Annotated in this window: 10 protein-coding genes, 1 pseudogene and 1 riboswitch; of the genes and pseudogenes, 3 read left to right on the plus strand and 8 right to left on the minus strand. The window is 36.5% G+C overall.

From position 1 onward, the window contains the following. Positions 1-493: 493 nt before the first annotated feature. Positions 494-3,376 carry an LPXTG cell wall anchor domain-containing protein gene (locus tag QA612_RS17920; RefSeq protein WP_278285200.1) on the minus strand — a complete coding sequence of 961 codons (2,883 nt, stop codon included), beginning with the start codon at positions 3,374-3,376 and terminating at the stop codon, positions 494-496. A gap of 877 nt (positions 3,377-4,253) precedes the next feature. On the opposite strand from QA612_RS17920, the gene QA612_RS17925 reads away from it, so the two are divergent. Both QA612_RS17925 and QA612_RS17930 read left to right on the plus strand, forming a co-directional pair. Then, positions 4,254-4,748 (plus strand): hypothetical protein, encoded by a 495-nt coding sequence (locus tag QA612_RS17925; protein WP_278285201.1) that lies wholly within the window; start codon positions 4,254-4,256, stop codon positions 4,746-4,748. A gap of 449 nt (positions 4,749-5,197) precedes the next feature. Beyond that, a complete protein-coding gene (locus QA612_RS17930; protein ID WP_278285202.1) occupies positions 5,198-5,362 on the plus strand; it encodes a hypothetical protein in 165 nt (54 codons plus the stop codon). A gap of 425 nt (positions 5,363-5,787) precedes the next feature. Here QA612_RS17930 and QA612_RS17935 read toward each other — a convergent pair whose 3' ends face one another. The 7 genes and pseudogenes from QA612_RS17935 to QA612_RS17965 all read right to left on the minus strand — a co-directional run bounded on the left by QA612_RS17935 (position 5,788) and on the right by QA612_RS17965 (position 12,677). Further along, a complete protein-coding gene (locus QA612_RS17935; protein ID WP_278285203.1) occupies positions 5,788-6,570 on the minus strand; it encodes a transposase in 783 nt (260 codons plus the stop codon). A gap of 762 nt (positions 6,571-7,332) precedes the next feature. Then, positions 7,333-7,866, minus strand: coding sequence for an N-acetyltransferase (locus tag QA612_RS17940; RefSeq protein ID WP_278285204.1), 534 nt, complete (start codon positions 7,864-7,866; stop codon positions 7,333-7,335). Positions 7,867-8,420: 554 nt separating this feature from the next. Then, positions 8,421-8,505, plus strand: a riboswitch (cyclic di-GMP riboswitch). Between the two features lie 511 nt (positions 8,506-9,016). Beyond that, positions 9,017-9,259, minus strand: a pseudogene (locus QA612_RS17945) (glutamine synthetase beta-grasp domain-containing protein); the annotation flags it as partial. Positions 9,260-9,543: 284 nt separating this feature from the next. Further along, the gene (locus QA612_RS17950; protein WP_278285205.1) at positions 9,544-10,110 is read right to left on the minus strand and encodes a hypothetical protein; all 567 of its coding nucleotides are present in this window, start codon (positions 10,108-10,110) and stop codon (positions 9,544-9,546) included. A 904-nt stretch (positions 10,111-11,014) separates the two neighbouring features. Further along, complete coding sequence (locus QA612_RS17955; RefSeq protein WP_278285206.1) at positions 11,015-11,524, minus strand: hypothetical protein; 510 nt, start codon at positions 11,522-11,524, stop codon at positions 11,015-11,017. 54 nt (positions 11,525-11,578) lie between these two features. Next, entirely contained in the window at positions 11,579-12,106 is a 528-nt protein-coding gene (locus QA612_RS17960; protein ID WP_278285207.1) for a sigma-70 family RNA polymerase sigma factor, read from the minus strand. Positions 12,107-12,470: 364 nt separating this feature from the next. Further along, entirely contained in the window at positions 12,471-12,677 is a 207-nt protein-coding gene (locus tag QA612_RS17965) for a zinc ribbon domain-containing protein (RefSeq protein ID WP_278285208.1), read from the minus strand. A 395-nt stretch (positions 12,678-13,072) separates the two neighbouring features. Here QA612_RS17965 and QA612_RS17970 point away from each other — a divergent pair, with 395 nt between their 5' ends. Continuing rightward, a complete protein-coding gene (locus tag QA612_RS17970) occupies positions 13,073-13,582 on the plus strand; it encodes a hypothetical protein (protein ID WP_278285209.1) in 510 nt (169 codons plus the stop codon).

The following is a 13,582-nucleotide window of genomic DNA, read 5'->3' on the forward strand; positions in this document are numbered from 1 at the left end:
ATGAGCTAATTTGCATAAGACGAGATTGACGCGCCTTTAAGGCAATGCACAATGTGGAGTGCTGTCTCTCGCGGCAAAGCGAACAAAAAGACGCCACCAGGAGGCGTCTTTTTTTATTTGTGGGGACGGTTCTACTGAGTCACGGTTAGGTTAAAAACGCTGCTTCGTCAAATTCACTCTCCCCTTGAACGATACTTTTTTCAATCATTTTGAGGGAATACATTACAGCTATCCTGTCGTCCAGGACACATTATCACTACATAAGTTCTTTCTTTATTGACACACTATTTTATTTAATACAACCACCTTCGAAAAATCTTGGAGATACCTAGTATTCGTCGTTCAAAGCGCACCTATGACTCGCAAGAACCGTTACGAAGAAAACCCCTCCGCTACTAGCGAAGGGATTTCCATACATTAGTTTGACATCTTCATTATACCTTCAAGCATTTCCGACTCGCGAGAACCGTCCCTATGTCACACTGCCACTTTGCTATGCCACTTGCTTTCTTCTATAAAGAAGTACTCCTCCTGCTACAAGTAGTAACAGGGCACCGATAAGAAGGTAGTTGTACATTCCTGTTGCTGTATTTGGAAGTTTATCTCCATCTTTATCTGATCCTTTTGATGCTCCATTAGTAGATTCATTTTTATCGTCATCATTGGAAGCACCGTCACCAGCAGTATCGTCTTCGCCTTCACTGTCTCCATTTTCATCTTCCTGAGGAGTTTCACCTTCTTCATTGCTGTCATCTGAGTCCTCTAGACTTGCAACAAGCTCGGCAAATGCAGTCCTAAGGTCATTCAACTGTGCTTCAAGCTCAGCAATTACTTCTAGTAAATCCTCATTTGTTGTTTCTAGTTCAGCAAGTGCTGCTTCAAGCTCTCCTAATCTGTTTTCTAATTCTTCTAACTCCGAACTATCTTCCAGCTCGCTAATTTTTTGTTCTAACTCTGCAATTCTATCTTTTAATTCCTTGATTACTTCTTCTAATTCGTCTGCAGGTGGTGTCTCATCGTCATCGTCTCCTGGTGGTGTAGAAGAATCACTCGAAGGAACAGCACCAACATAGGATCCATTCGTACCAGCTGTGTTAAGGAGACTATCTGAAGTTAACCTTACGAAATCACCTAAAATGATGTTCCCTTCACTATCCCACTCAAACGTTGGAACAGACAGACTTTCAAAGTGAGATGCATCCACAACGACACCAGCACTATTTACTGTTTTTTCCCCATCAAAGAAGAAGTTTGTTGCGTCAATGTCTCCATTGACATGGTCCTCATTTGTAAACTCTGAATTTGTTCTGAAGGAAACGTTATTTCTAAAGACACCTAACTCACTAGAATCAATATAAGGATTTGCTCGGAAAGCAAAATTCATTCCTTTATTATCAAAAGACGTATTGTTTTCCACAGTCATATTTCCAGGGTTAAAGTTATCTGTAAATCCATCCTGATTGTTGTCAAAAGCAATATTATTTTTAATAATATGTGCTACTGGCAGTCCTTCACCACCAACTTTAAATCCACTACCAGAAGTTCCATCTTCTCTATAACCATCACTAAGTTTTCCGTTAGAGTAGGCTATGTTTCCATCCAGGGTAATCGGCATGTTCGGACCTTCGTTGATTCGATTGTAAAAATCCCAGCCATCATCAATATTATTGTGGGCAATATTTCCTCTAAATACGTTCCCTACTCCGACACCAAGTTTTGCCGCAAATCCATCGGCATTAATATCAGATAGATCACGGTTATCATGGGCAACACTACTAATAACAAGGTTATGCTGTGGCCAGTTATCAGGATTTGATCCACTACCTGAAATTTGGAAACCAGAACCACGGTTAAAGCTAAATGTCATGGACTCCACAATGTTATGACTACCATTCATTCTCACACCGTTGTCAGTTGATTGAGTAAGCTCAAACCCAACGAAGTGCCAATAATCTGCATTGTGTGTTAAAGTTGTTCCTCTCTGATACTCTCCATCGAAAATAACTTCTTGTCCATCATACGGAGCAAGAGTTTTCATAGCACCTTCCTGGCCACTATACTCACTATCGATACGAATTTGTTCATGATACGTTCCACCAAGCATAAAGATTGTTTCACCTGGATTCACATATTTTATGGCTGTATGAATATCAAGTGGATCCTCCTTCGTCCCTGCTCCGTCAGACGTTCCATCAGGAGAAACGAAAAGACCGTCGCCACTATCAAAAATTCGCTTATTAACTGTAATTTCTCTCGTAATGGGATCATTAGATGGACCATCTGTAGGCGTATAAATAACTTCAAATTTCGTCGAATCGTTATCTAATGATGCCGTATGGGTGAATGTTTCCATCCCCTTCACTTCAGCATTCTCAACCACTTCTTGATCATCTTTTAAAACTGTAATGGTACCATCATAATTTGCTAATACTTTAAGATCGTACGTATGAGACCCTGAATCAGCTGGTGAAACGATATTCATAAACGGATTCGCAGGTGATGGCTCCACAACTGGTGTAGGTTGTGTATTTGCTTCACTTAGCGTAATGCTAGCATTACTGACCGTTAATGCTATATTCCTTGATGCAAAGAAACCTACTTGCATTTTATCTTCATCAATCACTTGTACTAAATCTGCTCCTTGGACACTTCTTTCATATGTTGGTTGTCCCTCTAAATCAAGGAATGTAGTGGTCATAATAAATTCAGTGTCCGTTCTTTCAAGCTTCAAACGAATTGGCATGTTTAACGAATTCTGCCAACTAGGAACCTCATTAGAAAACCTTGAATTCATCCAACTACTTCCAACAGTACCCCAAGGCTCTGTTACACCTGTACGTGCCATTGCACTCATTCCATCACGCATTAATCCAACTGCAAACAAATTAGATGCTGCAGGAACTTCTTCCATTCCAACAACAAATGGATCTTGACGCGGAGGACCGTTCACGTCACGAACCATAATCCCTCCACCCTGTTGGCTATTTGGCCCTGCATCTGTTTCTGGACCAAATTGTTCAAAAATAAAATCAGCTTCTAGAACAAAATTATATTTATTTGCATCTAACGTTGTATAGTAAAATGTTAACCCATCATGCCCCGGTGCAATCTTTCCACCACGGCTTTCCATAAAGATTTCTCCATCAATCGTACCTGGATACTCAGGTATAGCATGGTTTACCCCCACTTTTTCCGGTAAAACATTTGCAGAAAAATTTAAATCTACTGACTGACCAAATGCAACTTGATTCCATTCCAACTCAGAAGGATCTGGCAAACTACTACTCTCGCTTTGCGCTAACGAAATAAACGGGTTACTACTGATACATAATAAAATGGCAAGCATAACGATCATTATTTTGGTAAATGCTTTCATAACCTCAACTCCTATTCTATTTTTGTAAAAACGAGATAGCTACAGTTCTACTGAAAAAAACAAAAATTTTAGGCCAAACAATATGTACCTAAAACAGGGGCTAACCTCCCTTCTTTCAAGAATCTACTGATTTTATGTACAACAAGACACGAAGTATGTATTAATGTTAAAGCTCCCTTGTTGATACCAAAATATAATGTTGAACTGGCCAACCACACATAGATTATGAGTAATTATTGAATAACCCTTGAAAACATAGTCTATGAATAACCTTTTAGGTAAAAACCAAACTATATATTTTCGAAATATAATTTTTGTCGAAGGGTGTAGATAAACCTAATCCTCTAAAAAGAACGGATTGATTATAAATAATGAAAATGACAAGTAGAATAACCTTGAAGTAAGAAAATGAGAAACTATCAAGAAGTACTCAAGAACGAAGCTAGTTTTAAAGCATTGCAAATGATAGAATTATTGTAAGCGTTTTCCAAATAATATGTCAATAAAATTTACGGTAATTTGTCGTAATTTTTCAAAAATAGTCCTTTTGATCCATCTTTTCCCTTATAGTAAATATATTGATATAATTTTATCAAAACACATAAACACATATATTCACTGGGGCCGTGGTGGGAACGTGCTGGGTCATGGGGACGGTTCTACTGAGTCTCTATTTGGATTCTTTTCTAAAAATTCAGGATATGAGAATGAGTCTTTTGTATCACTCTATAGAAACAGTTCTTACGAAAACTCTTCTTCCCTCGTACATAAGGTAGATATGGAGTTTTTGATAAAATGAACAAAAGTGCAGTAATGTATAATTTTTGAAACATATTATCAGTCTATATCGTCTAACTTTGCAAAGGAGGCAGTGACAATGAGGAGATTAGTTTTCATTCAATATATATTTTTTATTTCGATTTTTGGATTATTTGCGTGTGGAACAGATAATAGTAGTGAATCTAATAGGAACGAAAGGACACAAGATACAGAAGAAACTAAGGAAGCGGATGATTTTGAGGTATCCATAAACGTGGAAAATGATGATGATATCCTTGAAGTTTATGCCACTATTACTTATATAGGCGAAGAAGATAAAGCGGATATTTATCACGGAGGAAGTATATTTTTCTTTAATCTATATGAAATAAATGGGGAGTTCGAATACCTCGGAGGTATGGACCAACCATTATTAACAACAACACTTCAGAAAGATGAAATTCATAAAGTCGAATTTACAGACCCTGTCTTAAATGAGTTAGGACCTGGGGGCTATGAATTTGAAGCAATTGCTCATTTTTCGTTAGATGGTGATAATATTATAGATACAAAAATTGAAATCCCTGTTTCTAAAATTGTGAAAATCGAATGAGACAAATAAATCAAACCGCTAGGAATTCGAAAATTCAAGTGTTTTGTATGCTAATTCTATTATTATTTTATTAGGTATTTAAGTTGTGATTTCACTGTATTCTTGCATGCTTCATTACATTATCTGCATAACATCGACTACTTACGATAAAATGCTCACTTCTCTTTATACTCCACATCGAAAAAGTCCAAGAAATGCCAATCAATCGTGGTTTACGGTAAAGGAAATATTCAATTCAAAATCCCTACGAATCACGAAAAACACCCTGTTATTAGCGCACCAGTTCGACTCACTAGAACCGTCCCCATGAGTCCCATTAGTCCTTTGGTTTTAAATACAAACTAAAGGGGTATATATGAAAATAGTTACTTTTTACACTTCTAAATTCACAAATAGATGCTTACACTATTAGTAGGACAAGAACTAAATAATGAGGGGGCTTGAAGTTTATGATCATGAAAATCTATTATAAGATTTTAAGAGCTTGGCATAACCACAAAGCAAACCTTTATTTAAGAACTGCTAATACGACGAATTGCATTGAGGAAACAAAGAAGATGATGGAGAAATGTAGCTTTCATCACGATAAATACATGGATTACTTGTCCAAATGATTTTTATAATGAAGATTGTGATTATTTAACAAAGTAATTTTTGAAATTTCAATAAACAGAAGAGATACCTAGAATCTAGGGAATCCTTGTGGAAAACTGGATACGCGAATCATTTGAAAACACCTCCTGTGACTCAACACGGGAGGTGTTTTTTTCGGGTGTGGTTCGGGGTGTGGTTCGTGGGGACGGTTCTCCCGAAAACAAAGCAACAAAAATCTAATACAATTCCCATAAGGACACGCACTTTTCCAGAAGAATCAGAAATAAGTGGAAACTGACGTGCTGTTTTAGTTACAGTATAATTTTGTAATGATGGTTGTGTCTTGAAAGCATCCCTACTAAGCCATGGAAAGTCCCTTGGTTCTAAGTTATTTATGGCTCTAAGCACATTAAGACTCACTAGAACCGTCCCCACGCCCCAAAACTCACACCCTCCCTATTAGTGTCTGTGAAACTCCCAGTATCCTTGCTGCTTGTCGTTGCGACACACCTTTAATCTCCTTCACTTTTCGTAGCAATTCATTTCTTTGTGACCTTTCCATACTCTTGACGTGCACAATTTCTATCTCGCCAAGTACTTTTTTAATTTTTCTCCTAGCCTCGTCGTCCGTTAATCTCCTTCTAAAATTAGCTCCCTCAACCTCAACTTCATCGTCATCCGCCATCATTTCATTAAATTCCTTAAACAACTCCCTCGCAGCCAACACATCCTCACATATCATCTCGAAAACATACGCACAATCTAGCATATTCGTTGGATAAATAGTTTTCCCATAGTACCCTAGACAGCTACTCCACCGCCACTCCTCTACCCCTTTCACTATACCCGCCTTCAATGGATTTTGATGAATATACCGAACCGTCGACAATAAAGAACGCTTCGAATCCACAGGATAACTTTTAAATCGATCCTGGAAAAGGGAACCTGTCGTGGCATACTTAAAATTATAGTAGGATACAAAACTAATCCCAATGCGTTTCATCGTAACGGATATGGTTTCCTCCCCTTCTTTAACGAGTAGATGAATATGGTTACCCATCAAACACCAGGCCAACACCCCCAATCCAGAGGCTTCCTGATATTTTTTAACCGTGTTAAGAAACTTGAAACAATCCATGTCATCATGGAATATTTCCTGATAATTCGCCCCTCTCCATATGATATGATATATTCCGCTTCGGCTTTTTCTTCTTGAAGTACGCGGCATCCGATACACCTCCACTTCCTTATATTTTTTTGGAAAACAATAGTAGAAAACTAGTTTAATAAAGGATTGATATTTTTGGGGAAAAATAATGAATCGTTATTTTGGAAAAATGTTATACTACAGCATTCTGGAAGCATGATTAGAGTCTTTACAATAGGACGTAAAGTATTTGGAGGATTGGTTTTGGTTAGAGAAGGTTTTACACTCTTCAGAAGGAAGAGACAAAATTCATTTCCAAGATAAGGTTTTTTTAAAAGTGATGTTATATATAACTGAGGAAAGAAAAAACAATAGAAGATTGATTTAGTAATTAAGGTAGGTAAATACTTGAGGAAACAAAGTATTTGAAAAGATGAATGTGGGATAATTAAAGGGCACTCCTTCTATATTGGTAAAATAAGGAATTTTTAAGTTTCATAGGGGTTTAAATTATTAATTAATCCTCTCGGGAACAGAATTAAAATTGAAGTATCAAAAAGAATTTAGTTATTTAAATGGGCACAGTGAAATTTTAACAACAGAATCGTAAAAACATGTGGAGGAAAAATGAGTTAGATTTTGAATTACAAGACAGGCCAGGCCTATTGAATAAAACTATGAAGAAAATCGAAGTACATACGAAGTGTTCCCTTAAAAGCTCTGATGTTAATTATAATATAACAATTTTTAAGAAAGTGCATCAAAATATTAGATATTTTGTTAAAAAATATAACGATATTGTGAGATAGCATCATGAGAACCGTCCCCACGATGTCCACGATACTATTCGAGGTGAAACTCGCCATCATTTAATTTTTTTCCCATAATTGGTTTTTCACCTAAATCACTAACTAAAGGTTTAAATCCTTTTTCAACGTAGAATCGGTATACTCTCTCATTATATGTATACTCACCATCCTCTTCTAATACAGGAATAAGACCCACATAATCCACATTCATAAAACTTAAATACTTTATTACATCTTGCAAAAAGTAAGTGCCATAACCCTTTCGACGATATTCATCGTTTATTTCAAGATGATCAATAACAGCAATTAATCCGTCTATATCCTCTCTATTATGAACACTTTTTAGTGCACTGACTACTACTTCTACATCTCCACTAATGGAGTCTGCCACATTCCAAATATAGTCCCATGTACAAGTCGAGACATTAAATAAATACAGCTGTCCACTACCAACTGTAATTTCATCATCAGTTTTTTCATCAAACACCTTAATTTCAAGCTCCGCCTCAACATACTCTTCTTCCAAATCCTTATAACAATTAAAATATGTAGTTAACAAACCCTCCACCAACTTCATCTCCTTTCACGGCTCTTTTCATGGGTTTTCATGGGTTTTCATGGGGACGGTTCTTTTGATGCACTCTTCTTAATTCCTAAAATTTCACCAGCATTAACCCATTGTAAAATAAAAATAAGCCCTGTTCCAACGCCCCCCTCTATATCAAATAAATCGAGGGGGATAACTATTCTATACCATAATACTTAAAGATCCGTCTACATACTATTATAAATTATTTCCGAATGAAACAAACGATTACATTTGTAAAGGCTTACTTACAGCAATTAAAGTTCAATTGGACACATTATCTGAATTAGAGGACATGGTGGAAGCTACCACTGTAATTTTTTAAAAAATCCCGATCCCGAACTACCTGTAATAATTTTTCACTATTAATGATTAAGAACTTTTTCTAGAACTATTATTGATTTGGAAAAATGTGAAAGACCCGTTGTTTATGTTTTATCACTGAGAATCTCCTAGTTCAAAAGACCCCTAAACTATGAAGAAAATCCTATATACATAGTTTAAAATTTTTAAGATAATTTTACCAAATCCAAAATCGTACGAAAGGGCAAAGTCATTGAAAAATGGTGACGCAAAGCTATAGGGACTAAAGTTTGTATACTATGTCAGCCAGCTACCGAAACAAACCTCCGTACGGTTTTATCCTAATAGGGAGGAATTCAATTGTTAAAAATACTTTGGCATGAATCCCACATAAGGCACTACCTTCACCTATACAACCAATGTGACGATGGCGAACAGCAAAAACGAGGAAAACTAATTAAAAAAGCATTCTTTCATCAAGATAAATTAATGACAATAAGCATAAGAAAGCAAAGTACCCTGTAGAGGTGCTTTGCTTCTCTTTTGCATATGCGCATATTAGAATATTTGTAGCTTTGCAAATTCAAGTTTCTTCAAATCAGTACTGACACGTCTTTCCCCTTCAATACTTTTTAACAACAAAAAACACCTCCAGTGTTGTAGGAATACAAATGTTTCCACACAAGAATGAGGTGTTTTCTTAAATCGTCTTGAAATCCTTTTGAATGGTTAATCAGATGGACGACACTTCTCACATTAACCTAAAAGTCACAGATAGGTTTTGGAAGACAATGCCTGGCGCATCGGAAGAACCGTCCCCACGAGTCTACGGTTGCAAATACAAGTCTGATTTATTAATAGGCGAAAATCCTTTTATAGAAGATCCATCAAACATTATTTTTCCACTTTTAATGTCCTCAAGCTGATCTGCAGTAACTGTTACGTGCTTGATTATTCCCTCAATATCTACAAACTGCAAGTGTATTAATTCCACATTCTTTTCCTTTATCACATCTTCCGTCACCGCTACACTACTAGTGGACTTCACCGGACTTTGGGTTGCAATGGCCATAAATTTCCAATCCCCTTTCACGTAATAATTGATAAAATCATGTGTCCCCTCATTCTAAACTAATCAGCATTAACAGTGGTAAACCATGTAAGAAAATCTACTAAAGAAATTTTCAGGGGCGTGGGCGTGGGGACGGTTCTACTGATTCATAAAATAGCCACCAACGAAAAGGAAGGTTTTTAACTGAACGTTCCTCTTTATTGGTGGCTAACATTTCTATTTACTGTGTGTCATCCCAATCCTTTTACCGAGGCTAGTTCCAGTGCCGACTCTGAAGAACGTCCCTAGTCAATCACTTTCACTTTTATTGATCCGCTAACTTTACTTACAGATACAACTTTGCCTTTGAAGTTGACTTTATTCCCCTTATTTAAGGATAGTAGATAGTTTAGCACTTCATTATTCCCTTCAAAATTATCGAACTCAAAAAAAACCGTAACAGAAGAACCTTGATTCGTTTTCACTGAAGAAGTTTGGATATACGGCATAGGAACACCTGTTTGAGAGCTAACACTGTATACCGCCCCTTCAAAATCAAACGTTTTTCCTATGTATGGATGATGATCCAACTGCATTTCTGTCATTACCTTAAAGTCTTTAGCTAGCTGGTTAAAATCTAAACTATTGTAATTGGACTCCACTTTTGATGCTTTGTCAATTGTATTATGAGGGGACTCGAATGATTTCTCTTCAGACTCAGCCTTAGTCACTTCCTCAGTTTCATTCCTCTTCTGTTGATTTGCCTTTTTTAACTCATTCTCCAAGAATAAGATCGTACTATGTAGTTTTCTACATTTCATAAAGTAATACAATGCAACTATAGCGAACACAATGCTGATAAATATAAACATTTCACACCTCAATCTTTTAATCTGATATCATACCAACCTATTAATAAAAAAACGGAAGAGCTGCCCCTGGAAAAAATAAGATGTCCTTTCTATCAACTCAAACAATCACAAAATCACTCTACACCGTTCTTCAATAATTTATTTTAACATTATATAAGGTTCAATATTGCAGATTTTGTAGAAAAAAATCACATTCTGGAAAGAATATAAAACGTTAATGTGAAGAAAAAACTCAAGAGAACCGTCCCCACGAACCAGAAAAAGGAATTCAAATTGCTTCGAACGTTGTTACATTTCTTAATGCAATTGGTCTTGATACGACACCATCAGAGATCTTTAAAGAAGCTGAGCAAAACGTACTACAAATGTTCATAAAATGAAGCAGAAAGAAGATAGTTCAAATTAAAACCATTTCTATTCTGGTTTACATCATCCAGTATTAACTACATTGACTAATGAAACACTTTCAGCTTAGATACATATAAGATTTAGGAAGTTTAAACTTTAATTTTTTGAGACTTCATTCCCCTTATAGCATAAACACCACGCACCCTACTATCGCTTGGATTTCGCAACTTCGGTATGCGTGGGGGGCGATTAGAACGTTGAAGTATTTACGTGACCGGCGTATTTCCTGTCACAACCTAATATCTTCAGTTTTCAAAGAACAACCTACATGTATTTTTCACCATAAGAACAAATGTCCCTACGTATAAAAAGGCGATTCATCACCCACTTACTCATTGGGTTTCGCCATTCACATTCCTTGAAGATGGGGGTTTTCTCGCCTATTTTCAGATAAATCTTGAATCACATAGAGTATAGTTTCACCCTATATGTTGATATAAATATCAGAGGAATTTTTATAAAACTATTTATTATTAATCTATTTCTATTTTACTGTTCAATTCCCAAAACCCATCCCTGTATCTTCTATTAAAAGACTCGCATCCCTTATTTGTTTTTGAATATATCCCTTCGTTTCGCTATTGTCTTTTTCATCTTCATTTAAAAGCTTTATCATACAATTTAATAGTAAATTTACTACTTTTAAATAATTCACAGCTAACTTTCCGGTGTTTTTACAACTGCAAAGTGAACAAATATAAGGGATTTCAAATGCAATATAACGTGCATAAGATGTACCATTACTATTCACTAAAACCCTTTCACCGGTCTCTTTATTTATTACTCGAATACACCGAAACTCCCCTTCAACCGTCCACCCACACGTAGCATCTGTAATCCAATCCTGATCCTCTAATAAATTCTCAGAAAAATGGTAGAATACGTCATTTTCTAACAACACTTCTTTCACAACACAATATTTTTCAATTTCACCAAAACCGTCACACACTGTCTTCTTCAGATCTTGTAAGCTATCCATTTTACAGCCAAAGATTGCTAGCATCATAGTTATTTCCTCCTATATAATTTTTGTTGAATCGCTGTAAACATGTAAGGGTGATTACCACGTTACTGTTGCATCGGGAGAACCGTCCCCGCGAAGCTTTTTGATAGCTTGTTTTCGCCATGATTTGACTGTGGTAATGCTGACTTTGTGTCGTTTGGCTATTTCTTGTGGCTTGTAGCCGTAGAAGATTCCTTCTTCTACCCACAACTTTTCCCGTTTACTTAAGGGGGTAGTTTTTATCCATTCTTTTAACAGTAATAACTCTTCTTCAGAAAATGGTGCAGCTGGTGATAACTCCGCTAAAATAAATGGTTCTGTCGTCTGATAATGTTGACTCCACTTATCTTGATTAGCTATAGCCCTCTTGATGCGACCGTGAATATAACTTTGGGCATAAGGTGCAAACGGTCCCGATGCTAGATCGTACTTACACCAGGCATCATAAAGAGCAATCCTGCCAATCTGGACATATTCATCCACTTCGCGTCCCAAATTCCACTTTTTTACTGCAGCAAAAACGATGGGCATATACTTTTCACAGCATGCCTCAAATGTTGCTTCTTTTGTCCAATTTTGTTCCAAGTTCATTACTCCAACTCGGAAGCGCGCTTCCCATATTCCATGGTAAGCACAGTGTATATTGCTTATGGTAAAGTGGCGAATGAAGAAAAATAACGTTTCTCATGACGAAACATCACGTTTCCCATAGAGAAACTGTGGGTCGTGGGGACGGTTCTCTTGATTCACTCTAATTTGCTTTCAGAGATCAGAAGATTCCCTCTGTGGAGAATAATGTGGACGAAAAAAGGGTTGTAGATTTTTACTACTAACCCTTAGAAGTTAACTATTTTGTAAAAGTAAACATTTAATTTTTCTAATATTAACTCATAACAGAAGAAGGTGAACGTCAACTAGTCAACCTACGTCCCCTCCAAAACTCTATTCCCTATCCCCCGAAGAAAAAGTCAATGACATTGGAAGCCGTGGTGGTTTGTCTGTTGTATAATTCGCAATAACCGCAATTGGTGCAGTATACAACAATAAACTTATTATGTTGGACATCAAACATTTTGGACAGCCCAGTGCCTGTTGTAGCAATTTCCTTTGTTTCCGCTTCCTTGTGACCGCACTTGATACACCCTTTTTCCTTCATTAATACACCCCTCCAAGTTTTTTATATAGTATTAAATACGAATTAAATAATAAAAGGTTTCTACTAGATTGCGGCTGGTAACGTAATTGAATAGGGGGTTATTCGAAAAAAAGTTTTTCAAGAGTAGAAACCCGGTGTTGATTTAGAATTTTGATTGCATGTATGGAGAAGAATTAGTCGGTGGGGAAATAAGTAGTTGTGGATTTCATTTAGCAAACTCCCTAGCTCCCTCTGTTCGATCTCTGATGAAGCCTTGGCATGATCTATTTTGACTCACAAGAACCGTCCCCCCGACCCATAACCCCACCTAAAAATTTCTCAGCATATAGACAAAGGCTACAAGGATATATATAGACAGTGATGTTTAAAATTTACTTATATTAGGAGGAGAAATTTTGAAGAAAAACTTCATATTGTTGTTTTTGTCTATAGGGGCTATATTTTTCATTCTGACAGGGTGTTTTTCTGATCCTGTGAAAGATGATTTAGAGGACTATGTCAATAATGGCATCATGCCACTTGCTGAAGACGAGGACGAGATTATCTCTCTATACGAAAGTGTGACGGGTATAAACTATATCGATGACTTTATCCTATACGAAACAATCCATTTAGACATTATTCCAAAATATCAAGTTTTTATCGACGACCTTGAAGCCATTAGGCCAGAAACAAGGGAAGTTAGAGATATACATGAAGTCTACATCCAAGCTCACAATACACAATATAATGCTATGGTAATCATACTCGACGCACTTGACTATCAAGATCACGGGCTCATTAATAATGCAAACGAAAATTTAAATGAAGCAAGAACATTATTCAGGAACTTCCTATATGATTTAGAGGATCTTTTGGACGAACACAACCTTGAAATGGAGTATGTAACCAATTCTATGATGTAA

The organism is Evansella sp. AB-P1, assembly GCF_029688925.1.
Lineage (GTDB): Bacteria > Bacillota > Bacilli > Bacillales > Salisediminibacteriaceae > Evansella.